Here is a 24,424-nt window from a genome sequence, read left to right as displayed (position 1 = left end):
AAGCCAAGGCCACAGAAATACAGTGTAAAAAAAGCCAATAAAAACAATGCCAGTCAGGCTTAACTGACTGGCATTACGCCAACAGGCGCCTTTTTCTATCTGGCTTATCCAGCCAGGTATTGCGGCGCGGCGACTCAGGTCGCCTTGCTCTTGGCCGGGCGCTTGCCGGTACTCTTGCGAGGAGTGCCTGTGCTGCTCTTGCGACGGGTAAAACGGGGCTTGCCGGCCCCCGACGCAGTCTTGGGCAGCGCGCTGAAGCTGGCGCCGGAATCCTGCCGGGCTCCCTCAATCAAGGCATTCAACTGATCTGTCAGTGGCCCCATAAATTGCTGATAGCTGGCGTGCCGCTCGGCAATCTGGCCCAGGCTCTGCTCCCACAGAGCCGTCATGTCCGGCGTGGTGGCGGTGGCGGGCAGCGCCAGGATCAGTGCCCGTCCAGTGGGCGTGCCCTTGATGCTCTTGCCCTGGCGCACCAGAAAACGACGCCTGAACAGCAGGTCTATGATGCCGGCCCGGGTCGCCTCGGTACCGAGGCCGTCCGTTTCGCGCAACGTCTTGCGGATCTCGGGATCCTGCACGTAGCGGGCTATGCCGGTCATGGCGGCCAGCAGGGTGGCGTCGGTGAACGACTTGGGCGCCTGGGTCATCTTCTCCAGCAGCTCACCGCGCTCGCACAGCAGTTGCTCTCCCTCTTTCAGGGCGGGCAGGGTACCGGCTTTCTCTTCGTCGTCATCTTCTTCGACCCCCAGCAGCGCCTTCCAGCCCGCCTTGAGGATCCGCCGCGCCTTGGCCTGGAACAGGCCACCCGCGATACGCAGCAGCACCTTGCTGTCGTTGTACTCGAACGGCGGGTAGAACTGCAGCAGGTACTGGCGCGCCACCAGACCGTAGATTTTGGCCTCATCGCCGCTGAGGCTGCCCTCGTTGCCACGCTTCTCGGTGGGGATGATGGCGTGGTGGGCATCCACCTTGCTGTCATTCCACGCCTTGCTGCGGATCTTGCCGTCCGCCTCGCTCACCGCCCTGGCGAGTGCCGGCGCAGTGGCAGCGATGGCCTCCCGTACCTGGGCCGCCCGATTGAAGTGATCGCTGGGCAGGTGACGGCTGTCGGATCTGGGATAAGTGATGAGCTTGTGGCGCTCGTAGAGCCCCTGACACACATCCAGCACTCGCTTGGCATCCATGCCAAAGCGCTTGGCAGCATCGATCTGCAAACTGGAGAGGTTGTAGGGCAGCGGTGCCGCCTGCTTGCGGGCCTGCTCCTCTACCTCTTCCACCGATGCTGGTTGGCCATTGATGCGACTGACCACTTTCTCCGCCAGCGCCCGGTTGAGCACCCGCCCCTCCTCATCCTGCCAGGGCAGGCAGGCCTCGGAGGGCAGCCACTTGGCGCTGAAGCGCTCGTTGCCGTCGGTCACCAGATGGGCCAGCACCTCATAGAAGGGCTTGGGTACGAAGGCCTCTATCTCCAGATCCCGCCGCACCACCAGCCCCAGCAGCGGGGTCTGTACCCGGCCGACCGACAGCAGTTCGCTGCAACCGCCCTTGCGACCGAGCAGGGTGTAAGCACGGGTCATGTTGATGCCATAGAGCCAGTCGGCACGGCTGCGGGCCAGTGCCGATACCGCCAGCGGCACGAACTCCTTGTTGTCTCTGAGCTTGTCGAGGGCGCGGCGCACCGCCGGCGGGTTGAGATCGCTGATAAGGCAGCGCTGCACCGGTCTGGTCTTGGGGTAGCCGAGAAAGTCGATCACCTCGTCCACCAGCAGTTGCCCTTCCCTGTCCGGGTCACCGGCATTCACCACGCAGTCGGCCAGCTTGATCAGCCGCTTGATGACGGTGAGCTGGGTCTTGGTCTTGGGCTTGGCCACCAGCTGCCACTGGGCGGGGATGATGGGCAGTTGCTCCATGCGCCACTGCTTGAAGGCGGCGTCGTAGGCATCCGGCTCAGCCTGCTCCAGCAGGTGGCCGATGCACCATGTCACCACATCCCCCTGGGCTGTCTCGATGAAACCGTCCCCCTTCTTGTGGGGCTTGGGCAACACATCGGCAATGGCTCGGCCAAGACTGGGCTTCTCGGCGATAAAGAGTCGCATGGTAAACACACCTGGATACTGTATATGCGAACAGTATATACCGAGCCTTTTGCAAAGCCCAAGCCTGGCCATCCGCGGGGTCGGTGATCACGAGCACGCTGTCGGTCAGAGGTGCGACTAGGGATAAAGCGGGCGACTACCCTTCAGGATGCTCATGCAGGCCATGTAATGAAACCTGACCCGAACGAGTTCGAATGGGATAGGAAAAGCATGGATATTAAATTAAATTCAATTAAATGATAAAATACAAAATAATTAATGAATTTAAAATAACATTACAAAATAAAAATCATGATAGAGGTCAATCCCCTACCTCTCTCTAGCTACTACTATATTGGTAATATTTGATCGTAGGAAAATGCCGCCATGCTTGGAAAATTATTGAGAAAGACCTGGTTCTGGCTCCTGCTGCTCGGAGCCCTGCTGGGCGTCGCGGCATTGGGTGTCACAATGACAGTGATGCATAAAACCAGTTCTACCGAGTTTTGCGTCTCCTGCCACTCCATGCAGACCCCGCTGGCCGAGTATCAGGGCAGCGTCCACTTCCAGAACGTGAAGGGCATCCGGGCCGAGTGTGCAGACTGTCACATCCCCAATGAACCCAGCGCCTATCTGTGGACCAAGATCCGCGCCGTGAAGGATATCTATCACGAGGCGATCGGCACCCTCGATACCCCAGAGAAATACGAATCACACAAGCTGCGCATGGCCCAGACCGTGTGGGACCAGCTCAAGGCCAACGACTCCGCCACCTGCCGCAGCTGCCACAGCTACGCCGCCATGGACATTCTGGCCCAGCGCCCCAATGCCCGGGCCGAGCACCCGGTCGCCATCAAGGAAGGCCAGACCTGCATCGACTGCCACCGCGGTGTCGCCCACATCATGCCTGACATGAGCGAGCTGGCTGCCGCCGGCGCGAGCGAGCTGGCCCAGGCTGCCGCCCAGACCCCGGTCAACGTCACCACCCGTTACGCCATCGCCACGGCGCCGCTGTTCCTCGATGCCGCCGCCAAGACAGATGAAGGCACCCTGATGCCCTCCACCAAGGTGGAAGTACTGGCCAACGAAAATGGCCGTGCCCAGGTGCAGATCGAAGGCTGGCAACAGGAGGGCGTGAGCGAAGTCTTCTACGCCGCTCCCGGCAAGCGGATCCTGAGCGTGCTGGTCGGCGATGCCGCCAAAAAATCCCTGGTCACCGGCCAGAGCGAAACCGACAGCGCCACCAACCTCACCTGGCATCAGGTCAAACTGACCGCTTGGGTGGATCAGACCCAGCTCATTGGCGATCAGGGCAAGCTGTGGCAATACGCCTCCACCCTGATGTCCAACAACTGCACCGGCTGCCACGGCCTCACGGCGCTGGATCACTTCAATGCCAACCAGTGGATCGGCGTCATCAAGGGGATGGAATCCCGTACCTCCCTGACCCCGGAACAGGCTCGCATGTTGACCCAATACGTCCAGAAACATGCCAGTGACATGAGCGCGGCGCACTAAGGCTGGCACAGAGGAAATCGTCATGACTTTTTTTACCGATAAGAACACCAATCTGTCCCGCCGCAACCTGCTCAAGGGGCTCGGCGCCTGCGCGGCCCTGCCGCTGCTCGCCGGCATCTTCCCGAAGAGTGCCCTGGCTCGGGCCATCAGCACGGCGCTGGAGCAGTTCCCGACCCTGGTCCCGGCCCAAAAGGGCATACTGACCGGCGCCCACTGGGGGGCCTTCGAAGCCATAGTCGAAGATGGCCGCATGGTGCGCGTCCAGCCGGTAGCCGATGATCCGGCGCCAAACGACCTCATCGACATGGCGCCCTACCAGGTCCATGCCAAGAACCGCATCAAGTACCCCATGGTGCGCAAGAGCTGGCTGGAGCACGGCCCTGGCGCCAGACCCGAGCTGCGCGGCGCCGACGAATGGGTGCGGGTGAGCTGGGACAAGGCCATCGAACTGGTGGCCGGCGAGATAGGCCGGGTACAGAGCGACTTCGGCCCGCAGGCGATCCACGCCGGTTCCTACGGCTGGAAGAGCGTCGGCATGTTCCACAACAGCCGGACCCTGCTGCACCGCCTGATGAACCTGGCCGGTGGCTTCACCGGTTATGCCGGTGACTACTCCGCCGGCGCCGCCCAGGTGATCATGTCCCACGTCATGGGCTCCATCGAGGTGTATGAGCAGCAGACCGCCTGGCCGAACGTGATCGAGCACGCCGAACTGGTGGTGCTGTGGGGCGTCAACGCCCAGGTGACCCTGAAGAACAGCTGGAACATGCCGGACCACGAGGGTCAGGCCGGCTTCCAGGCACTGAAGGAGAAGGGCACCCGCATCATCAGCATCGATCCGGTCTACAACGAGACCGCCAAGCTGGCCGGGGCCGAGTGGATTGCACCGAACGCCTATACCGACGTGGCCATGATGCTGGGGGTGGCCCACACCCTCTATTCCGAACAGAAGCACGATCAGGCCTTCCTCGATCGCTACACCAGCGGTTTCGACAAGTTCCTCTCCTACCTGCTGGGCAAGGAGGATGGCCAGCCGAAGAGCGCCGAGTGGGCGAGCACTGTCTGCGGCGTCGATGCCACCGTGACCCGTCAGCTGGCCCTCGACATGGCGTCCAAACGCACCATGATCATGGCCGGCTGGGGCATGCAGCGTCAGCATCACGGCGAGCAGCCCAACTGGATGCTGGTGACCCTGGCCGCCATGCTGGGCCAGATCGGCCTGCCCGGTGGCGGCTACGGCTTCAGCTACCACTACTCCTCCGGTGGCAGCCCCACCGCCAAGGGGGGCATACTGGCGGGTATCTCGGCCGGCAACGCGCCCAAGAACAGTCCAGCCCCGATCCCGGTGGCCCGCATCGCCGACTGTCTCGCCAACCCGGGCAAGACCATCGACTTCAACGGTCGTCAGGTGACTTATCCGGACATCAAGCTGGTCTATGTGGCGGGTGGCAACCCCTTCCACCACCATCAGGACACCAACAACCTGCTCAAGGCGTGGCGCAAGCCGCAGACCGTGATAGTCCACGAACCCTACTGGACCGCCACCGCCAAGCACGCAGACATAGTGCTGCCGGCCACCACCAGCTATGAGCGCAACGATCTGGAGATGGGGGGCGATTACTCCCAACGCTACGTGTTCCCCATGCACCAGTGCGTACCGCCCCAGCACGAGTCACGCAACGACTTCGACATCTTCAGCGTCATTGCCGCCAAGCTGGGCCTGCTGGAAGCCTACACCGAAGGCAAGGACGAGATGCTGTGGCTCAAGCAGATGTATGACGGCATGGCCGCCCAGGCCCGTGGCGCGCGGGTGGCGCTGCCGCCATTCAACATGTTCTGGGAATCCAACAACTACATCCGCTTCCCCATTCCGGAGGCGAACCGCCAGTGGATCCGTCACGCCGATTTTCGCGAGAATCCCTTGCTCAACCCGCTTGGCACCCCGTCCGGCAAGATCGAGATCTTCTCCAACACCATCGCCGGCATGGGGTATGCCGACTGCGCCGGCCATCCCAAGTGGTATGAGCCCAAGGAGTGGGTGAAGAGCGAAACGGCCAGCCGTTATCCGCTGTCGCTCAACACCTCGCACCCGACCCAGCGCCTGCACTCCCAGCTGGACAACACGCCGCTGCGAGACAAGTTCGCCATCGCCGATCGGGAGGCCATCCTGATCCACCCGGATGATGCCAAGGCCCGTGGTATTCAGGATGGGGATCTGGTGCGTGCCTTCAACGATCGCGGCCAGATCCTGGTGGGCGCCCTGGTGTCGAAAGACATACGTCCGGGCGTGGTGCGCATCTGTGAAGGGGCCTGGTTCGACCCGGCCAAACCGGGTGAGGCGGGGGCCATTTGCAAGAACGGCAACGTCAACTGCCTGACCTTCGACGAGGGCACCTCCAGCCTGGCGCAGGGCAACTGCGGCCACATGGCCCAGCTGCAGATCGAGAAATACAGGGGCCCGGCACTGGCCAACACTGCTCACGCGGTCCCGGCCAACGGCTGAGTCCACACTCGACCAACAAAAACGGCGCCATCAGGCGCCGTTTTTTATTGCTCTCAATGTGCTATGGCAGTGGTGACTCAGAAGTCGCTTTCCTGCATGCACTCTTCGCGCACGTCACCCGCTCTGCCGCCAGAGCTTGGACAAGATGACTCAGAAGTCGCCTTCCTGCATATACTCTTCCGCGCACTCCACCAGCTGGGGCCAGAGCTCTTCCGGCACCCAGGCATCCGGGTCATCTTCGTCGCCGTCGTATTGGGTCCAGAAATAGCGGCGCAGGCCGGCGGCGAAGTCATCGCTGACTTCGGCCAGCTCGGAGAGCGGCCCCAGCCAGGCAATACGGCGCAGGCCGGAGGCGAGATCGTTGAGCGCATCCACCAAGGCACGATCGTCGCTGATCTGCTCCACCAGCAGAGTGAAGCGCTCGCGGGCGCTGGCAACTTCGTCTTCGTCCAGCTCGCCGGCATCGGCCAGCAGATCGATGAAATCTTCCAGCAGGAATGCGATCAGGCTATCTCTGTCTTCAAACCACTGAAGCTGTGCCCCCTTGATCCCCAACACGGAGGAATCGAACGAGTCATCAAGGTGACATAGTGCCCATGGATCGTCTGTCATTGCTACCCTTCCTCAGGCTTGAACAAGTGTCTTATCTTATGCCTGACCCTCCCCCCTTGCCACCTTGGGCAGTGAAGGGGCGCGGCCAGACCACCACAATTCCATCCGCCCCCATAACGGGGCTGATAATATCTAGCTCTCTACCCTGGCTACCTTGGGCAGTGACAGAGACGCAGCCAGACCACCCAACTCAGCCCGACCCATGATGAGGTTGCCTCGATAGGCCTCGGCCAGATCGGAGACTATGTTGAGGCCGAGCCCGGAGCCCGGCACCTTCTCGTCGAGCCGTACCCCGCGCAACACAGCCTTGGCGATCTGATCCTCGCTCATGCCGGGGCCGTCATCCTCGATGCGCAGGGTGATCCAGCCCCCCAGCTCCGCACTGGAAATACGCAGCTGACCGGCCGACCACTTGTAGGCGTTCTCCAGCAAGTTGCCCACCATCTCGTCGAAGTCCTGCTCCTCCACCCCGACCGCCAGATTGGCCGGTACCTGCAGATCCACCTCCTTGCCCGGATAGAGACGGGAGAAGGCGCGACAGATGTACTCCACCCGTGCCCGCACCGGAGTCGACACCCCGAGGATCTTGGCGGCGCCGGTCACCCGCGCCTTGCCGAGGTGATAGTCGATGTGGCGCTGGATCTGGTCAAGCTGCTCGCCGATGGCGGTTTGATCCTCCGGCGATAACTGGGCCACCTGATTACGCATTATGCTGAGCGGTGTCTTGAGGGCGTGAGCCAGATTGCCGGTGTGGGAGCGGGCTCGCTGCAGCAGCTCGCTGTAGTGGTGCAGAAGGCGGTTGATGTCTTCCACCAGCGGCTGTATCTCCAGCGGATAACGCAGCCGGAATCCCTCCTGATGCCCCTGATGTACCCGTCCCAGTTCACGGCGCAGCAGATGCAGCGGACGCAGACCATAGACGATCTGGAACATGAAGCCCAGCACCAGACCCGTGGCGGCGAAGCCGAGGCCCAGGAACAGGCTGATGCGGGTCTTCTTGAGGGTCTGGGTCAAGGCGCTGCTGTCCTTGGCCATCACCAGAGTAAACGTCCGATCCGACCCGGGCAGCAGCACGGTACGCGTCATGATGAGCAGGGGCTCCTTGTTGGGTCCCCTGCCGACAAACAGATCCGGATCGCCGAACGCCGACTTCAGACCCTGCACCTTGAGGTGCACATCCCACAGGGATCGCGAGCGGCTGACCACCTCATCCCCCAGCTCCAGCTGCCAGTAGTAGCCGGAATAGGGTTGCCGAAAGCGGGGGTCGGCCATGGGTTCGGTGACGATGGGCAGGCCGTCTGGCTGGATCTCGAGGCGGGAGAGCAGATCGTAGAGCTGCAGGCGCAGGCCGTCGGCTTCCGCCTCTTGCCAATAGTTGCGCATCATGGTCTGCAGGCTGAAACCTGTGGCAAACAGGAAGAGACCACACCAGACCAACGCTATGACTACCAGTCGCCCCCGCAGGGTCCTGACCAGCCTCATTCACCGCACCTTGGCAGGGGTTGCATCAAGGCCCGACTCATTCGTTGATCCGGTATCCAAGGCCACGCACAGTCTCAATGAGATCGGCATGGGTCTTCTTGCGGATCCGGCCGATGAAGACTTCGACGGTATTGGAGTCGCGGTCAAAATCCTGGGCATAGATGTGGTCGATCAGCTCGCTGCGCGACACCACCTTGCCCCTGTGCTGCATCAGGTAGCCAAGCACCCGAAATTCGTGGGCGGTGAGCTTGATGGGGGTGCCTTCGTACCACACCTGGGAGGCCGCCATGTCGAGCCGCACTCCGCCTATCTCCAGGATCGAACTGGCATTGCCCGCCGCCCGTCGCACCAGCGCCTGCACCCGCGCCACCAGCTCCGCCACCTGGAACGGCTTGGTGAGGTAGTCGTCGGCACCGGCATTGAGCCCCTCAATCTTCTCGTGCAGCTGGCCGCGGGCTGTCAGTACCAGCACAGGAGTATCGATCCCCTTGCTGCGCCACTCTTTCAGCACGCTCAGGCCATCGCGACCCGGCAGGCCGAGATCCAGGATGATGGCATCATAAGGCTCGGTCTCGCCGAGAAAGCCGGCCTCGTTGCCATCGTGGCAGAGGTCGGTCACGAAACCGGACAGACGCAGCTGTTCGGCCAGCTGGCCCGCCAGGGTCTTCTCATCTTCAACTATCAGAATTCGCATAAATGGGTATCCAAAGCAGGGTTACTCTTGCGTCAACGGAGATGGGAAGGTTGAACAGTGGTGCCGGATTGTCAGTTTGGAGCCCAACCTGGCACCCACCCAAAGGTCAATCTTCCTCTTGCGGCGGGCGTGGTTCGAACAGCCGCTCGAGATGGTGGCCCTTGAGCCACACCATCTCCAGATTGTCGGCGCGATAGCCGACCTTGATCACGCTGTTCTCGCTGTCGATGAGCTTGAGCTCATACAGCCAGATGCCATCCTCTTCCCCCAGGTCGACGCGCAGCACGCGCACCGGCAGGAGGGAGGCCACCTCCATCACCTCATGAAAGGGCCTGACCCGACCCTCGCTGACAGCTTGTTGCAGCAAGGCCTCGTTCGGCGTGGTCGCCTGCGCCATCACGGGCAGCAGCAACCCAAGCAGAGACAGGGCTCTATTCATGGGTGATTCATCTCCAAAAACCTAACATAATGCCGTTTATAGTCTGCCAGCCATGAATCCGGAATGAATATGATCCCACGCAGTTTCCTGCTGATCCTTTGCCTTTTCTCCACCCTTGGCTGGGCGGCCCAGGTGCGTCTCGACATGCCGGCGCTGGTCAAGTTGTTGTTGGCCCAAGGGTACCACGACATTCGGGAAGTGGAGCTGGAAGGGGATAAATTCGAGGTAGAAACCCTGGATGCCGACGAACAGCGAGTGCAGTTGCTGGTCGATGCCTACACGGGCGACATCACCAAAAAAGAGGCCGATTAGGCCTCTTTTGCTATGCGAGTTCTGCGCTGTGATGCCTGAGCGGCAACTCACGCCTCTTTCAGCTTCTGGCGTTGACGCCAGGGGCGCAGCAACTTCTCCCGCCGTGGCCATAGCAGAGCACAGGCCAGCAGCAGGTAGATGAGCGGCTCCTGCCAGCCACTCTTCACCGACCACCAGTAGTGCACCGGCACCAGCAGGGCAACGGCATAGATCCAGTTGTGCAACTTCTGCCAGGCCGGCCCCATGACCCGCAGCAGGGCGGGGATAGAGGTCAGACTGAGCGCCGCCAGCAACAAGAGCGCCACTGCCCCCACCAGTATGTAGCTGCGCTTCACCAGCTCACCGCCAATAAGCCCCCAGTCGAATTGCAGATCCAGCCCCAGCCACACCATAAAGTGCAACCCGGCCCAAGCCGCGCACCAGAGCCCGAGAGGGCGGCGCAGCTTGATGAGCTGCCCCTGCCGCCAGCGCTTGGCGAGCGGTGACACCAGCAGGGTGATGAGCAAGAGATTGAGCGCCCCCTTGCCGAGATAGTGGGTCAGCCCCTGTACCGGGTCTCCCCCCAGCAACCCGGCTGGCAAGGCATACCCCAGCCATAGCAGAAAGCCGAGGGAACCCAGATGCACCAGCACTCGCAGGCCCTTGATGTGAACCGCTGTCAGTCTCAGTACCATTTTCTTGGATCCATGGCTTGATAAGTGAAGACCACCACATGGGGGCGGCCCTTGGTATGAGCGGTTGTCAGTCTCAGTACCATTGTCTCAGATCCATTCCCTGATAGAGCGAGGCCACCTCGTCGGCATAACCGTTGAACATCAGGGTAGGCTGACGCTTGGCACCGAAGATGCCACCCTCCCCGATGAAGCGCTCGCTGGCCTGACTCCAGCGCGGGTGATCCACCTCCGGGTTGACGTTGGCGTAGAAGCCATATTCGTTCGATGCCAGCAGATTCCAGGTGGTCGGTGGCATCTCTTCCACCAGCCGGATGGAAACTATGCTCTTGATGCTCTTGAAGCCGTACTTCCAGGGCACCACCAGCCGGATCGGTGCCCCGTTCTGGGCGGGCAGCGTCTTGCCATAGAGGCCCATCGCCAGGAAGGAGAGCGGGTTCATCGCCTCGTCGATGCGCAGCCCCTCCACATAGGGATAATCTATGCCCCCTCCAAGAGAACGGGATGCCTGCCCCGGCAACTGCTCAGGGTCATAGAGGGTCTCGAAGGCCACGAACTTGGCGCGACTGGTGGGCTCGGCACGGCGAATGAGCTCCGCCAGACTGATACCGCTCCAAGGCAGCACCATGGACCAGGCCTCTACGCAGCGCAGCCGGTAGATGCGTTCCTCCAGCTCTGTCTTGTTGAGGAGGTCCCACACATCCAGGGTGAAGGGCTTGGCCACCTCCCCCTCTACCCGCAATTGCCAAGGCTCGGGCTTGAGGTAGTGAGCATTGCGGGCAGGGTCCCCCTTGTCGGTACCCAGCTCATAGAAGTTGTTGTGGGTGGTGGCCTTCTCCTCCGGGGTGAGGATCACGCCTTCAGGTCTGGCGGCGGCGCGAATGTTGAGCGGTCTGGTCGATGCGGCAGGTGCCGATTTGTCGGCGGAGAAGAGGTCAAGCACGCCAGCCTGAGCGGGAAACGCCAGGGTGGCGGCCCCCAGGCCCAACCCTTTCAGGATAAGGCGGCGATCCTGATAGACGGCTTCCGGGGTAACATCCTGTTCGGTGGGATGATGAGAAGAGCGACGCTTGATCAACATGGAAAAACTCCCGGGGCTATGAGGGTAACAACCATAAGACCTGCCCCGGCCGAGTTTTATTTCACGAAAATTTACATGAGCTGGTAAAGGGGCAGAGCCTTGGCCATGGTTCCGACCAAGAACAATGCTACGAATACCAGCAGAGGAACGATCACATTTGGCGCCATCAGACTCACTCCATGAGCAGGACAGGGCCCATAACTATGGTGCAGGGTCGAGCACGCCTCCAATGAATTTTTTTCGCGAGCGCAAGCGTATTCCTGAGTTGAAATGAGTGATGAAGATCACACACAATCTCGCCCCTGCTTGCCGCCCCCCCTGCGCGGGGTAGGCTCCCTTTCTTTACGAATTCCACTACTGAAGAGTCACGCCATGAGCCCATTGATCGCCATCGCCATCACGACCGGGATCCTCTCTGCCGTCTGGGGCTGGGTTGCCGTCACACTCGGCCTCATCTCCTGGGTCGGCTTTCTCGGCTGCACCAGCTACTTCGCCTCCAACGGTGGCTACAAGGCGCTGTTGCAAACCATGCTGTGCAATGGGAGCGGCATGCTGTGGGCATTGCTGCTGATCCACGGGGATGCCTGGTGGGGAGCGGGCATGGCGGGCTATATGATGACGGGCGTGGTTGCGACCCTGATGTGTGTGCAGGCAAAGCAGCAGTGGCTGGGCTACATTCCCGGCACCTTCGCCGGTTGCTGCGCCACCTTCGGTGCCGCGGGGGAGTGGCGCCTGATACTGCCGTCCCTGGTGATAGGCGCACTGTTCGGTTACCTGATGAAGGCGAGCGGGCTCTGGCTCTCCCAGAAAACCCAAACCTCTACCGTCGTAGTCGATCCCGCCTGAATGGCACTCACCAGCGGATAATCCTTCGCCGGGACGCAAGCCTATACTGCCCGGCTTATCCCTTCGACTTGAAGTTTGCCGCCTCTATGCCGTGCCGATTCAATAACTTGTAGAAATCGGTACGGTTTCTGCCCGCCATGTTGGCCGCCAGGGTCACGTTGCCCTCAGTGGTACGCAGCAGACGGATGAGATACTCCTTCTCGAACTCGGCCCGCGCCTCGTTGAACGAGGGGATGCCACCACCGCTGCCACTCAGGGCCGACTCCACCATGGACACCCCAATCACAGGACTGCAACAGAGGCTCGCCAGCTGTTCCACCACGCTGTAGAGCTGACGCACGTTACCGGGCCAGGCTGCGGCCGCCAGCATGGCCAGCGACTCGGGTGAAAAACCCAGGGCCGCACAGTCACTGTGACGACTGCGATATTCGTCCAGCGCCTGTCTGGCCAGCAGCGGAATATCTTCACTGCGGGCGCTGAGAGGTGGCAAGGTGATGTTGGCCACATTGAGGCGGTAGAAAAGATCTTCCCGAAAACGCCCCTCTTCCATCGCCGTCACCAGATCCTGATGGCTGGAGCTGATGACCCGCACCTCGGGCGTACCCTGACCGTACTCCTGCAACACCTGCAACAGCTTGGCCTGTAGCGATTCCGACAGGTCCCCTATCTCGTCGAGAAACAGGGTCGCGCCTTTGGCTTGTTCGAACAGGCCGGACTGACCGTCTTCGCCAAACAGCTGCAGATCCAGCGCAGGCCATGGCAAGGCGGCGCAGTTGATGACGTGCAGCGGCTTGTCACGGCGACTGCTGGCCTGATGCAGGGCTTGAGTCATCACCCCTTTGCCTGAACCGGACGGCCCCATGATCAGCACGGGCACTTCCATGCCGGCTATGCTGTTGGCCTGGATCAGCAACTGTTCCATCTGCGGATTGCGGGTCAGGATCAGCGATTGCCACTCCTGTTGCTGCTTTGGGCGTGTCAGGCTCAACGCATGCTCTATGGTGGCAAACAGCTCATCTTTGTCGATGGGTTTGGTGAGAAAACTGAACACCCCGGAGCGGGTAGCCTGGATGGCATCGGGAATGGTGCCGTGGGCTGTCATTATGATGACAGGCAACCCCAGCCACTGTGACTGGATGCGCTCGAACAGCGCCAGGCCGTCCATGCCGGCCATGCGCAAGTCGCTCAACACCAGATCGGCTCGTTGCTGGCGCAGTCTGTCCAGCGCCCCTTCGGCGCTGTCGGCGGTATCCACTTCATAGCCCTGGCTGCGCAGGCGCATGCTCATCAGCTTGAGCAGGCTGACATCGTCGTCAACCAGCAGGATCCGGCTCATGGCAGAGCCTCGCCACTGCCGTTGAGCTTGCGTTGATTGAGCTGTTCATCGATGGCGGAGAGCTGTTCAATCTGGCGGCGCAGACGCTGCACCTCCTGACTCTGGTCGTCACGACGGCTGTCACGTACCAGCAGCTCCTCACCCAGCGCAATCCAGCTGCGCAGGAAAGCCTGGGCATCGAGCCCGAGCTCGGGCAATAGGCTCTTGAGTTTGTCCAGCCCGGCCCGACGGTTTGCCACCGACTCGGAGGGGTGGGTATTGACCATGGCCAGACTGACCCGGCTCTCGATATCGGTCGCACCCTTGAGGCGCTGACGCTCCTGCGCCCGCTGCTGAGCGTGACTGGCCAGCAGCCAGTCCGAGTATTGCAGGCGTACCTGCATCTCCTTGTTGGCAAACTCCATGCGCTTGGCGAGGGCGAGATCCGGCGACGCCGCCGGGTCACGCGCTGGCAGCAAAGAACAGCCTGTGAGCAGGCCCATCATCAATACCGGAACAACACATTGTTTCATCTTTTGCTTCACTTCAACGTCAACCGGAAACAGACATCAGCCTGTTCGTCTTCAATCAATACCAATTCACCGCCAAGGCTCATCGCCGACTCGCGGGCGATGGAAAGCCCCATGCCGGAGCCTTTCAACAAACCTTGCCGCACTATACTGCCCTGCTCGAATGGCTCGAAGATCCGCTCCCGTTCGGCTACCGGAATGACGGGCCCTTCGTTGGCCACCTCCAGCCAGCCGCCGTTGGCATCCTGCCCGGCGCGGATCCAGATCTGGCCCCCCCTGGCGCCATAGCTGACCGCATTGGAAAACAGATTATCGAGGATCAATCGCAAGCGATACGGCTCCGCCTGCAACATGATGGGATCGGTCGGCAAGTGTACACTGATTTGTTTGGATTCCAGCGCCAGCCGGTACTCTGCTGTCAACTCTGACAGCAAGGGCGCCAGCGCCACCGGCGTCAGGGTAAACACCTCCTGCTGGCTGAGGCGGTTGAAATCGAGCAGACGTTCGATCAGGGTCTGCAATCGGCGACTGTTCTCCTCTAGCATCTGGCAGATCTCCTGCTGATCCGGCGTAAGCGGCCCCACCAGCTGCTCGCCAAGCAGGTCCGAGCCCTCCCGCAGCACCGCCAGCGGCGTCTTGAGCTCATGGGAAACATGGCGCAGGAACTGGTATTTCTGCTGTTCCAGCTCCTTGAGCTTGTCGTGCAACCAGTTGATACGCTCCCCCAATACCACCAACTCTGCTGGCCCGTCCACGGGGCGTTTGTCCGGCTCCACACCCGCGCCCAGACTCAAGATCCGCGACTCAATCTGACGCACAGGGTGGATAATCAGATAAGTAAACAACAACACCAGCAGCAGGCTGAGCACGGCCACGAAACCGCTGACCCACCAGATCTCTCTCATCAACTCTGCAATCATGGCGCGTACCAGGCTCACATGTTCATCGACCTGGCCTCGGGTGATCACTTCAAGCTGCTGATTAACTTGATTAAATTCATCAAATTGTGGGCTGGCCGAGGCGGCTCTGGCCTTGGCCAGATCCTGCAGGCTGTCGAGCCAGGCCAGCACCTGCTCGAGGCCGGTGTAAGCCTCGGCATCCGGGATCGAGCCCTGATGAGCGGCGAGCAGGCTGCGGTAACTGGCCAGCTGCTGCTGGTAACTGGCCAGGATGCGCTCATCCCCCAGTACCGCATAACGGCGAAGAGTACGTTCCAGATCAATGGCCTGGGTTGTGAGCAGGGTCGCCCGACGGGTATCGCGCACCGCCCGCTCCAGCTCGTCGCTGGTCAACTGGCTCAAGTGTTCGAGGGCCTGACTGTCGTGCCAGATCATGCCGCCCAGCGGCATCAATACCAGGACGAAGCCCATCAATACCACTTGCAGCAAGGAACGTGGGCGTACCTTGGTCATCTTGTGCTGTCTCGATTCATCATGGGTGGGTCAGCATATCTGCACTCCCCCAAAAAGCAAAACCGGCCACGAGGCCGGTTCATACTGCAAATGAGGGACGGGGTTCACGCCAGACCGACGGATGCCACACAGATAATCAGGATCATTGCCAACGCGCTGGATGCGGTCAACAGTGCCCATTTCAGTTCCACACTCATGCAAACCTCCTTTCTTGCCAACAAGAGCCTGATCACAACAGACAAATGTATGTTAATGCATAGTTAATCCCATAACCGTGAGCCGTGTATACATTTCAGATGAGCCCAACCCAAGGATCGGTGAGCATGTTCTATCTGTGCAGCATTGGATCAAATCTTGATCCCCATATTCACGTCAGTCAGGTGGTTGGCGAACTGCTTGAACACTTTGGCCGCCTGCAGCTGAGTTCGGTGATCCAGACCAAACCGGTGGGAATGCACTCCAGGCACGACTTCCTCAACTGCCTGTTCGTTGCCGAAAGCGGGCTGACAACCCAGCAGTTGAAAACCCTCTTCATCGCCATGGAACTGGCCCATGGCCGTGATCGCAGCGATCCGAACTGCAAGGTGCTCGACCGGCCGCTGGATATCGACATTCTGGCCAGCAGTGCCGCAGACGATTTTGCCGCGACTCGCGTCGATGCCTATCTCAATGAACTGCTGGCCGAGCTGTATGGCCAGGGAGAAGTGCATGACCGCAAGGTCACGCTGCCACTGCATACCCGGCTGATGAAGGGCAAGGTGATCGAGGAGCTGCAGGTAGGCTTGACCCCCTTGCGGCTCAGTCAGGGTTCAGATGACCGCCAGGCTGCGGCCGCCATCTACCCGGATGCTGGCCCCCGTCATGTAGTCGTTCCCCATCAGTAGCTGCACCGCCTGCCAGATAGGCTCAAGCCCGCCTTCCCGCGCCAGCGGCGTCTTCGCCAGCACTTGCTGGCGCCACGCGTCGCCATGTTCGTCGAGAAACAGGATAGGGCCCGGCTCTATGGTGTTGACCCGGATGGCTGGCGCCAGTTCGCGGGCAAAGCTCATGGCAAGGGAGTGGGCTCCGGCCTTGGTGGCCACATAGCTGGCAAACTGGGGCGCCGGAGCGTGAATGTAGATATCCGTGATATGGATGATGCTGGCATTGGCATTGCGGGCCAGCTGGGGCGCCAGCGCCCGGTTGAGCCGAAATGGCGCCGCCATGTGTACCCGATAGAACTGATCGAACTGGGCCAGCTGCGCCGCAGGATCTGCCGCCTCTGATTCGAAGGCCGAGGCGTTGTGGATCACCAGCGCCAGATCCTGCTGTAATGCCAGCACCTCAATGAGCTGGCCGACCTGCTCTTCACAAGCGAAATCCGCCTGCACCAACGTCACTCCCAAGGTGCGCAGCCGAGCCAGCTCGGGTCGCTCGCTGCGATAGCTTCCAGTTACCTGCCAACCTGCCGCTACCAGCTGTTCACACAGGTAGAAACCGAGTCGACGGCCACAGCCCGTTACCAATGCACGCATAACCTCTCCTTTTGTCATTGCTCACCAGCCACTGGCATACCCGCGACGGCGATACCTATCAATCCCCATGGCACAAACCACTGGCCTTGTCCGCCTCACAGCGCCCATAGTGGCACTACACCCCGCATCTGGAGCCATCATATGCTACATATTCGCGATCACATGAGTCGCCTGACCCACTTCCTCACCCCGCAACTCGGTCTGGCCGAAGCGCTGGATCGGCTGCACCACTCAGGGCTGAGCGGCCTGCCTGTGCTGGATGACCAACAACAGCTGGTCGGGTTTCTCTCCGAACAGGACTGCATTCCCAGTCTGATCACCGGCAGCTACCACTGCGATACCCGCACTCAAGTGGAAGACATGATGAGCCGGACGCCTCTCTCGGTCGACCCGGACGACAGCATTCTGGATCTGGCGCGCCAGATGACAGGGGCAAAACCCAAGATCTATCCGGTGCTGGAGCAGGGCAAAGTGATCGGCATCATCAGCCGCCATCAAGTGATGCAAGCCCTCAATCAGCAGATGAAAGGCTGCCATCAGACCTAAATCTGGTAACGCCCCTTGTCACCGATGTCGAAGTGCAGGGGCATCCGCCACTTTGCCAGACAGAGCAAGCCAAGCAACAGGCCGCACGCCAGGGCAACCGGCGCGGCGGCCCAGCCCAGTTGCGCCCACTCCAGTCCCCACAGCAACGGCAACAACAGGGGCAGCGCCTTGATGCCCGGAATGGCGAAGCAGAACTGCTCCTTGAACGCCAGCCCGGAGAGCGTCGCCAACGACGCCCCCAACACCAGCACCTCGGGCGCTCCGCTGGCACTCAGCACCAGGCCACCCCAGGCAAACACCTGCAAGATGAAACGGATGCGCTTGTCATAGACATGCAGGCAGAGTCCGCAGACCCCACTGGCCACCACCAGCGCCGTCAACCAGACTGAGGGCGCTAAAAAATCCTGCCCGATCAGCAGGCTGGCCCCTCGACACACCAGCAATAAAGCTGCCAGACTCAAGCCAAGACGATAGAAGCAGACAGATAACCTGTCGATGCCATCCAACTCACTTTCGATTTCAGGATTTGCCATCCGGGGTCGTCTCTGTTGAATATTCGGGCCAATATACTTGAATCATGCCCGTGGGCGATTCCCTATTCCGTGCAGGAGATGTGGTTTGCGAAAGTTACCCCTGCTCTGTTTGCTGTTCCCTCTCTGGCTCCAGGCCAAAGAACTGGTCATAGGCGGCACCCTTGAGCCGCCGCTGAAGTTTCTGGATGACAAGGCCCAGCCTGGCGGACTCGATGTGGACGTGGTCACCGCCATCTTCAACAAGCTCAAGATCCCCATCAAGATCGAACTGACCGATGCGGGTGCCCGCCTCACCCGCAATGCCGAGACCGGCGTGTATGACCTTGTGATGACCCACTCCTACAAGCCGGAGCGAGAGAGCTACCTGCTCTATCCACAGCAATCCCATCTGCGCCACAGCTGGCACTTCTTCGTGCGCAAGGCCGACATGCTGAGGATCCGCTACGATACCCTGGAAGACCTCAAACCCTGGCGCATCGGGCTGACCAAGGATTTTGCCTACACTCCCGAACTGGCTGCGGCGCTCAAGGACCCCGCCTATCAGATCCAGGAGATCCCCATCAACCAGCTGCAACTGCGCAAACTGATCGCCGGGCGCATCGATACAGTGCCCATGCCGCTGGTTACCGCCTTCGCCCAGATCAGAGATGAGGGGCTGGAGGGCAAACTCGATTACCTGCCCAAGCCACTCAAGGCCAGCCCCTACTACACCGTCTGGACCAAGGCCAAGGCCGATGCCGATACACCAGCCATGATGGCCGCCTACGATGCCGAGTTGTTGCGCATGAAGCGGGATGGCCGACTCAAGGCCATCTACGACAAGTACGGCATTCCCTATATCGAACCCTGATCCCGACGGTCAGACGGCTCGTCAAGGTTTCACGTCCCTCAATATCGGGTTCTGCAGCGAAATGAGCGTTTCGGTGGACTGTATCTCGTCTATGGTCTGGATCTTGTGGATCAGCACAGTCTGCAACTCGTCGATGGAGCGGGTCATCACCTTCATGAAAATACTGTAGTGACCCGTGGTGTAGTAGGCCTCCACCACCTCGTCCAGCGCCTGCAACTTGGCCAGTGCCGAGGGGTAATCCTTGGCGCTTTTGAGATTGATCCCGATGAAGCAACAAACGTCGTAACCCAGCTTCTTGGGGTTCACCTGCACCCGGGTTCCCTCGATGATCCCCGCCTGCTTCATCTTCTCCACCCGCACATGGATGGTACCCGGGCTGACCGCCAGCTGTTTGGCCAACTCGGCATAAGGGATCCGTGCATTCTCCATCAGGGCGGTGAGGATGGCCTGATCGAGATTATCGATCCGATAATTTTCCGGCACTTTTTTGCACTCCCGTTGACGATATCTCATTAATTTGCGGTCTATTTTGAACAAAAAAATGCGTAAAGCCTATTTCTATTATCGAATATTGAATTTAGTGTTCATTCTGTTGAAGAATCGTCACATCCAACGGGTTCTAGACAGGTATTCAGCATGAAACAGCACTACATTCGCAGCCAACAGCAGATCAGCTTCGTCAAAGAGATGTTCTCCCGCCAACTCGCCCAGCAACTGGGCCTGATGGAGGTGCAAGCCCCCATTCTGAGCCGGGTCGGAGATGGTACTCAGGACAACCTGTCAGGCAGCGAGAATGCGGTGCAGGTCAAGGTGAAGACACTGCCGGAGCACAGCTACGAAGTGGTTCACTCCCTTGCCAAGTGGAAGCGCCAGACCCTGGGTCGCTTCGGCTTCGGCCCGGGTGAAGGCATCTACACCCACATGAAGGCACTGCGCCCGGACGAAGACAAGCTCACCCCCATCCACTCCGTCTACGTGGATCAGTGGGACTGGGAGAAGGTGATGCCGAGCGAGCGCCGCGATCTCGCCTATCTGCAAGAAACCGTGCGCGGCATCTGGGCCGCCATCAAGGCCACCGAGCGTGCCGTCTGCGCCGAACACGAACTGACTCCCTTCCTGCCGGGCGAGATCCAGTTCCTCCACAGCGAAGCGCTGCTGGCCCGTTACCCGGATCTCGATGCCAAGGGGCGCGAACGCGCCATCGCCAAGGAGCTGGGTGCAGTCTTCCTCATCGGCATCGGCGGCGCCCTCTCCCACGGCGAGCGTCACGATGTGCGCGCCCCGGACTATGACGACTGGAGCAGCCACAGCGAACTGGGTCTGGCGGGTCTGAACGGTGACATTCTGGTGTGGAACCCTGTGCTGGAAGACAGCTTCGAGATCTCCTCCATGGGGATCCGGGTGGACGCAGAGGCCCTGCGCCGCCAGCTCGCCATCACCGGTGATGAAGGTCGCCTGCAGTATGACTGGCACCAGGATCTGCTGGCAGAGCGGATGCCGCAAACCATAGGCGGCGGCATAGGCCAATCCCGTCTGGCCATGTTGCTGCTGCAAAAAGAGCACATAGGTCAGGTTCAGGTCGGCGTTTGGCCCTCAGAGATGAAGGCCGCCATCCCTGGCATGCTGTAAGCAAGATGATTCAATGGGTCTGACCCGCATGTGCGGCGTTCAGGTCAGGCCTGACAGGTGTGTGGCCGCCCGGGATGAGAGAGCGCATCACGGGCATGCTGTAAGCAGAGGATCATTCCGACCCTCTGCGAAACCGGGGCTTGCCCCTGCGACCCGCTCAACCCACGTCAGGTCGCATGACTACATTCCTCCCGGCAATCTTAGGATTGCCGTTTTTTTATTCTCCGATATCACAGCTGACAGATATGACAACGCCAGCCCGAGGGCTGGCGTTGTTGGCATCGACACAGGTCGGTTTACTGGTTCATGGTCAGGCCGTTGCTGTCGGCCCCCAGCAGCAGTTTCTTGCCGGGAACGATGCGACCGGAGAGCAGTGCCTGGGCCAGCGGGTTTTCCACCTTGTGCTGGATCGCCCGCTTGAGGGGCCGTGCCCCGTAGACGGGGTCGAACCCGGCGTGCACCAGCTTCTCGAGCAGCGCCTCGCTCACCTCCACTTCGTAACCCTGGGCCTCCAGACGACCCATCAGGCTCTTGAGCTGGATGCGGGCAATGGACTTGATGTGATCCTCGCCAAGCGGATGGAACACCACTGTCTCGTCGATCCGGTTGATGAACTCCGGTCGGAAGCTGCGGGTCAGCACCTCCATCAGCAGGGCCTTCATCTCGTCGTAATCCTTCTCGGAGTGGTGCTCCTGGATCAGATCCGACCCCAGGTTGGAGGTCATGATCACCACAGAGTTGCGGAAATCGACAGTGCGACCCTGACCATCGGTCAGGCGGCCATCATCGAGCACCTGCAGCAGTATGTTGAACACATCCGGGTGCGCCTTCTCCACTTCGTCGAGCAGGATCACCGAGTAGGGACGACGGCGTACCGCCTCGGTCAGATAACCGCCCTCTTCGTAACCCACATAGCCGGGAGGTGCACCCACCAGACGGGCCACACTGTGTTTCTCCATGAACTCGGACATGTCGATCCGCACCATGGCATCCTGGGTATCGAACAGGAACTCGGCCAGCGCCTTGCACAGCTCTGTCTTACCCACCCCGGTCGGCCCGAGGAACAGGAAGGAACCTATGGGCCGGTTCGGATCGGAGAGCCCGGCACGGGAGCGACGAATGGCGTTGGAGACGGCCTCGACCGCTTCCTCCTGACCGATCACCCGGCTGTGCAGCTTCTCTTCCATCCGCAGCAGCTTGTCGCGCTCCCCTTCGAGCATGCGTGCCACCGGAATACCGGTCCAGCGGGCCAGCACATCCGCTATCTCCACGTCGGTGACCCGGTTGCGCAGCAGGCTGGTCTCCTGCATCTCGGCCTGGGTGGCGAGATCCAGCTGTTTCTCCAGCTCGGGGATGCGGCCGTACTGCAGCTCTGACATCCGGCCCAGGTCGCCAGCGCGACGGGCGACATCGAGATCCTGACGGGCCTGTTCCAGCGCCGCCTTGATGTGCTGGGTACCGGCGAGGGCAGCCTTCTCGGCCTTCCACACTTCGTCCAGCTCGTTGTATTCCCGATCCTTTTCGCCAATCTCCTTGCTGATGAGATCCAACCGCTTGCGGCTGGCATCGTCATCCTCTTTCATCAACGCCTGCTGCTCCAGTTTCAACTGGATGATGCGTCGCTCAAGCCGGTCGAGAGACTCCGGCTTGGAGTCAATCTGCAGACGAATGCTGGCAGCGGCCTCGTCAATGAGGTCAATGGCCTTGTCCGGCAGCTGGCGATCCGCGATATAGCGATGAGACAGCTGGGCTGCCGCCACGATAGCGGGGTCCGTGATCTGCACATGGTGATGCAGTTCATAACGCTCTTTCAGGCCGCGCAGGATGGCGATGGTGTCCTCCACGCTCGGCTCTTCCACCAGTACTTTCTGGAAGCGGCGCTCGAGGGCAGCATCCTTCTCTATGTACTGGCGGTACTCATCCAGCGTGGTGGCACCGACGCAGTGCAGGTCGCCACGGGCCAGCGCGGGCTTGAGCATGTTGCCCGCGTCCATGGCGCCCTCGCCTTTACCGGCGCCGACCATGGTGTGCAGCTCGTCGATGAAGAGGATGACGTTGCCCTCCTCCTTGGCCAGATCGCTCAGCACGGCTTTCAGCCGCTCTTCAAACTCGCCGCGATACTTGGCACCGGCCACCAGGGACCCCATATCCAGCGACAATACCCGCTTGTTCTTGAGCCCTTCCGGCACTTCACCGTTGATGATGCGCTGGGCCAGCCCTTCGACGATGGCGGTCTTGCCGACGCCGGGGGCACCGATCAGCACAGGGTTGTTCTTGGTCCGGCGTTGCAGCACCTGTATGGTGCGGCGGATCTCTTCGTCGCGACCGATCACGGGATCCAGCTTGCCGAGTTCGGCCCGCTCCGTGAGGTCTATGGTGTATTTCTCCAGCGCCTGGCGATTCTCCTCGGCGTTGGCATCATCGATCTTTCTGCCGCCACGCACCTTGTCGATGGCAGCTTCGAGTTTCTCTTTGGTCAGCCCCTGGGCACGCAGCAGCTCACCCAGGTTGCCCTTCTCGTCGAGGGCCGCCAGCACGAACAGCTCGGAAGAGATGAACTGATCCTTGCGCTGCTGGGCCAGCTTGTCACAGACGTTGAGCAGGCGGCCGAGACCGCTGGAGAGCTGAACGTCGCCCTCCACGCCACTCACCTTGGGCAGTCGATCCAGCTCAATCCCCAGGCGTGAGCGCAGGGTATTGATGTCCATCCCGGTCAGGGTGAGCAGTGGACGAATGGAGCCGCCATCCTGATTGACCAGCGCAGTCATCAGATGGACGGGTTCGATAAATTGGTGATCACGACCCAGTGCAAGAGACTGGGCATCGGAAATAGCAATCTGGAATTTGCTGGTAAGACGATCGAGGCGCATTGCACTCCCCCTTCAAGGCAGACGCCGCTTGCGCGGCAAACAACATAACTTTCTGACAAGAAAGATGAGGCCCGTACGGGTTATTTCAAGGGCAAGAGCTGGTTATTTTTTCTGCAAGGCGGGGATGGGCTGGATCACGGCCCTTTTCCGGAGAAAAGAGCCGGGCACAGGCTATTGTGCCAACCAGACAAGCGATGCCATGCGGCCAGTCTGGCCATCGCGGCGATACGAGTAAAACCGCTCGCCATCGCCGAAGGTGCAGAACTCGCCGCCATAAACCGCGTCGACCCCGGCACGGGCCAGCCGCAGCCTGGCCAGCAAGTAGATATCCGCCAGCCATTTCCCCTCATTGGATGAAGGTACGAATGCAGCTTCTGCTTCGGCCTGCTGCGCCATAAAGGCGTCGCGCACTTCGCTCCCCACTTCGAAGGCTCCAGGGCCTATGGCGGGGCCAAGCCAGGCGAGGATATCGGCAGGATTGCACCCCATGGCCTGAATGCTGGCTTCCAGTACGCCACCCTGCTCGTTGCCCAACAATCCGCGCCAACCGGCATGGGCGGCCGCCACGACAGTGCCGGCTCTGTCACAGAACAACACCGGCAGGCAATCGGCTGTCATCACTATGCAAGCCAACCCCGCCTCATGGGCACAGGCTGCATCGGCATCCGGCACGACATCATACTGGTTGCTGACCTGATGCACTGCGGTGCCATGCACCTGATTGAGCCAGTTGAGGGACCCGGGGATCTGCGCCGCCTGCTGCAGGCGGGCCCGATTGGCCTCAACCCGCGCCACTTCATCACCCACATGGGCTCCCAAGTTGAGACCGGCGAAGACACCCTGGCTCACACCGCCATCCCGGGTGGTCGACAGCGCTCTGACACGAGCCGGTGCCGGCCAGTCGGGTTCGATCCATTTCATCTGTGGCTCCTCTCACATTTCTACATATAAAAACGGGGCTCCTTCGCTGTTGCCAGTCAAGGAGCCCCGTT

The 24,424-nt window shown here is 60.7% G+C and carries 24 protein-coding genes; 8 read left to right on the top strand and 16 right to left on the bottom strand.

All coding sequences use genetic code 11. The features are described 5' to 3' along the window. Nucleotides 1-134: 134 nt before the first annotated feature. The gene (locus OKC28_RS09230; RefSeq protein WP_270688860.1) at nt 135-2,096 is read right to left on the bottom strand and encodes a DNA topoisomerase III; all 1,962 of its coding nucleotides are present in this window, start codon (nt 2,094-2,096) and stop codon (nt 135-137) included. Nucleotides 2,097-2,462: 366 nt separating this feature from the next. Between OKC28_RS09230 and OKC28_RS09225 the strand changes: the two genes are divergently transcribed. Continuing rightward, nucleotides 2,463-3,593: a NapC/NirT family cytochrome c gene (locus OKC28_RS09225; protein WP_270688858.1), complete on the top strand. Its 1,131-nt coding sequence runs from the start codon at nt 2,463-2,465 to the stop codon at nt 3,591-3,593. A gap of 22 nt (nt 3,594-3,615) precedes the next feature. Next, nucleotides 3,616-6,096, top strand: a complete 2,481-nt coding sequence (gene torA / locus OKC28_RS09220) for a trimethylamine-N-oxide reductase TorA (RefSeq protein ID WP_270688856.1) — start codon at nt 3,616-3,618, stop codon at nt 6,094-6,096. A gap of 150 nt (nt 6,097-6,246) precedes the next feature. Here the strand turns inward: torA and OKC28_RS09215 are convergent, their stop codons facing one another. The 4 genes from OKC28_RS09215 to OKC28_RS09200 all read right to left on the bottom strand — a co-directional run bounded on the left by OKC28_RS09215 (nt 6,247) and on the right by OKC28_RS09200 (nt 9,323). Beyond that, nucleotides 6,247-6,708 carry a hypothetical protein gene (locus tag OKC28_RS09215; protein ID WP_058395093.1) on the bottom strand — a complete coding sequence of 154 codons (462 nt, stop codon included), beginning with the start codon at nt 6,706-6,708 and terminating at the stop codon, nt 6,247-6,249. Between the two features lie 132 nt (nt 6,709-6,840). Further along, nucleotides 6,841-8,190 carry a sensor histidine kinase gene (locus OKC28_RS09210; protein ID WP_270688854.1) on the bottom strand — a complete coding sequence of 450 codons (1,350 nt, stop codon included), beginning with the start codon at nt 8,188-8,190 and terminating at the stop codon, nt 6,841-6,843. 37 nt (nt 8,191-8,227) lie between these two features. Beyond that, nucleotides 8,228-8,884 (bottom strand): response regulator transcription factor, encoded by a 657-nt coding sequence (locus tag OKC28_RS09205; protein WP_005318517.1) that lies wholly within the window; start codon nt 8,882-8,884, stop codon nt 8,228-8,230. A 106-nt stretch (nt 8,885-8,990) separates the two neighbouring features. Further along, nucleotides 8,991-9,323, bottom strand: a complete 333-nt coding sequence (locus OKC28_RS09200; RefSeq protein WP_005318516.1) for a PepSY domain-containing protein — start codon at nt 9,321-9,323, stop codon at nt 8,991-8,993. 63 nt (nt 9,324-9,386) lie between these two features. Between OKC28_RS09200 and OKC28_RS09195 the strand changes: the two genes are divergently transcribed. Continuing rightward, nucleotides 9,387-9,635: a PepSY domain-containing protein gene (locus OKC28_RS09195; RefSeq protein ID WP_021139857.1), complete on the top strand. Its 249-nt coding sequence runs from the start codon at nt 9,387-9,389 to the stop codon at nt 9,633-9,635. A 47-nt stretch (nt 9,636-9,682) separates the two neighbouring features. On the opposite strand, the gene OKC28_RS09190 is transcribed toward OKC28_RS09195, so the two are convergent. Together OKC28_RS09190 and msrP are read right to left on the bottom strand one after the other, a co-directional pair. Then, nucleotides 9,683-10,309 (bottom strand): protein-methionine-sulfoxide reductase heme-binding subunit MsrQ, encoded by a 627-nt coding sequence (locus OKC28_RS09190; protein ID WP_270688851.1) that lies wholly within the window; start codon nt 10,307-10,309, stop codon nt 9,683-9,685. A 73-nt stretch (nt 10,310-10,382) separates the two neighbouring features. Beyond that, nucleotides 10,383-11,387 carry a protein-methionine-sulfoxide reductase catalytic subunit MsrP gene (gene msrP, locus OKC28_RS09185; RefSeq protein WP_270688849.1) on the bottom strand — a complete coding sequence of 335 codons (1,005 nt, stop codon included), beginning with the start codon at nt 11,385-11,387 and terminating at the stop codon, nt 10,383-10,385. A gap of 372 nt (nt 11,388-11,759) precedes the next feature. Here msrP and OKC28_RS09180 point away from each other — a divergent pair, with 372 nt between their 5' ends. After that, nucleotides 11,760-12,233 carry a DUF1097 domain-containing protein gene (locus OKC28_RS09180; protein WP_270688847.1) on the top strand — a complete coding sequence of 158 codons (474 nt, stop codon included), beginning with the start codon at nt 11,760-11,762 and terminating at the stop codon, nt 12,231-12,233. Nucleotides 12,234-12,288: 55 nt separating this feature from the next. Here the strand turns inward: OKC28_RS09180 and OKC28_RS09175 are convergent, their stop codons facing one another. The 4 genes from OKC28_RS09175 to cydH form a co-directional block, all read right to left on the bottom strand. Continuing rightward, on the bottom strand, nt 12,289-13,569 hold the full coding sequence (locus OKC28_RS09175; protein WP_270688845.1) for a sigma 54-interacting transcriptional regulator: 1,281 nt from the start codon (nt 13,567-13,569) through the stop codon (nt 12,289-12,291). Beyond that, on the bottom strand, nt 13,566-14,081 hold the full coding sequence (locus OKC28_RS09170) for a hypothetical protein (RefSeq protein WP_270688843.1): 516 nt from the start codon (nt 14,079-14,081) through the stop codon (nt 13,566-13,568). Before OKC28_RS09170 ends, OKC28_RS09175 begins: the two co-directional genes overlap by 4 nt. Before the next feature lie 8 nt (nt 14,082-14,089). Further along, nucleotides 14,090-15,490, bottom strand: a complete 1,401-nt coding sequence (locus OKC28_RS09165; RefSeq protein WP_270688841.1) for a sensor histidine kinase — start codon at nt 15,488-15,490, stop codon at nt 14,090-14,092. A 104-nt stretch (nt 15,491-15,594) separates the two neighbouring features. After that, entirely contained in the window at nt 15,595-15,687 is a 93-nt protein-coding gene (gene cydH / locus OKC28_RS09160) for a cytochrome bd-I oxidase subunit CydH (RefSeq protein ID WP_096071838.1), read from the bottom strand. A 126-nt stretch (nt 15,688-15,813) separates the two neighbouring features. Between cydH and OKC28_RS09155 the strand changes: the two genes are divergently transcribed. Then, complete coding sequence (locus tag OKC28_RS09155; protein WP_059113720.1) at nt 15,814-16,374, top strand: 2-amino-4-hydroxy-6-hydroxymethyldihydropteridine diphosphokinase; 561 nt, start codon at nt 15,814-15,816, stop codon at nt 16,372-16,374. On the opposite strand, the gene OKC28_RS09150 is transcribed toward OKC28_RS09155, so the two are convergent. Next, nucleotides 16,300-17,004 carry an SDR family oxidoreductase gene (locus OKC28_RS09150; protein ID WP_270688838.1) on the bottom strand — a complete coding sequence of 235 codons (705 nt, stop codon included), beginning with the start codon at nt 17,002-17,004 and terminating at the stop codon, nt 16,300-16,302. The two genes, OKC28_RS09155 and OKC28_RS09150, sit on opposite strands and share 75 nt — an antisense overlap. Before the next feature lie 141 nt (nt 17,005-17,145). Here OKC28_RS09150 and OKC28_RS09145 point away from each other — a divergent pair, with 141 nt between their 5' ends. Then, nucleotides 17,146-17,550: a CBS domain-containing protein gene (locus OKC28_RS09145; protein WP_059113722.1), complete on the top strand. Its 405-nt coding sequence runs from the start codon at nt 17,146-17,148 to the stop codon at nt 17,548-17,550. Here OKC28_RS09145 and OKC28_RS09140 read toward each other — a convergent pair. Continuing rightward, entirely contained in the window at nt 17,547-18,083 is a 537-nt protein-coding gene (locus OKC28_RS09140; RefSeq protein WP_111588568.1) for a DUF2301 domain-containing membrane protein, read from the bottom strand. The genes OKC28_RS09145 and OKC28_RS09140 overlap by 4 nt on opposite strands. 85 nt (nt 18,084-18,168) lie before the next feature. Here OKC28_RS09140 and OKC28_RS09135 point away from each other — a divergent pair, with 85 nt between their 5' ends. Continuing rightward, the gene (locus OKC28_RS09135; protein WP_219614746.1) at nt 18,169-18,933 is read left to right on the top strand and encodes a substrate-binding periplasmic protein; all 765 of its coding nucleotides are present in this window, start codon (nt 18,169-18,171) and stop codon (nt 18,931-18,933) included. A 21-nt stretch (nt 18,934-18,954) separates the two neighbouring features. Here the strand turns inward: OKC28_RS09135 and asnC are convergent, their stop codons facing one another. Beyond that, nucleotides 18,955-19,416: a transcriptional regulator AsnC gene (asnC, locus tag OKC28_RS09130; RefSeq protein WP_005318482.1), complete on the bottom strand. Its 462-nt coding sequence runs from the start codon at nt 19,414-19,416 to the stop codon at nt 18,955-18,957. Between the two features lie 153 nt (nt 19,417-19,569). Here asnC and asnA point away from each other — a divergent pair, with 153 nt between their 5' ends. Further along, nucleotides 19,570-20,562 carry an aspartate--ammonia ligase gene (gene asnA, locus OKC28_RS09125; RefSeq protein ID WP_058395101.1) on the top strand — a complete coding sequence of 331 codons (993 nt, stop codon included), beginning with the start codon at nt 19,570-19,572 and terminating at the stop codon, nt 20,560-20,562. A gap of 296 nt (nt 20,563-20,858) precedes the next feature. Here asnA and clpB read toward each other — a convergent pair whose 3' ends face one another. After that, on the bottom strand, nt 20,859-23,432 hold the full coding sequence (clpB, locus tag OKC28_RS09120) for an ATP-dependent chaperone ClpB (RefSeq protein ID WP_059168198.1): 2,574 nt from the start codon (nt 23,430-23,432) through the stop codon (nt 20,859-20,861). 171 nt (nt 23,433-23,603) lie between these two features. Then, nucleotides 23,604-24,353, bottom strand: coding sequence for a peptidoglycan editing factor PgeF (gene pgeF, locus OKC28_RS09115; protein WP_270688833.1), 750 nt, complete (start codon nt 24,351-24,353; stop codon nt 23,604-23,606). Nucleotides 24,354-24,424: the final 71 nt, after the last annotated feature.

This window comes from Aeromonas sp. D3, from assembly GCF_027705025.1.
GTDB classification, from domain to species: domain Bacteria; phylum Pseudomonadota; class Gammaproteobacteria; order Enterobacterales; family Aeromonadaceae; genus Aeromonas; species Aeromonas salmonicida.
Note: the sequence above shows the minus strand (reverse complement) of the source record. Positions and strands in the feature narration are given on the sequence as shown.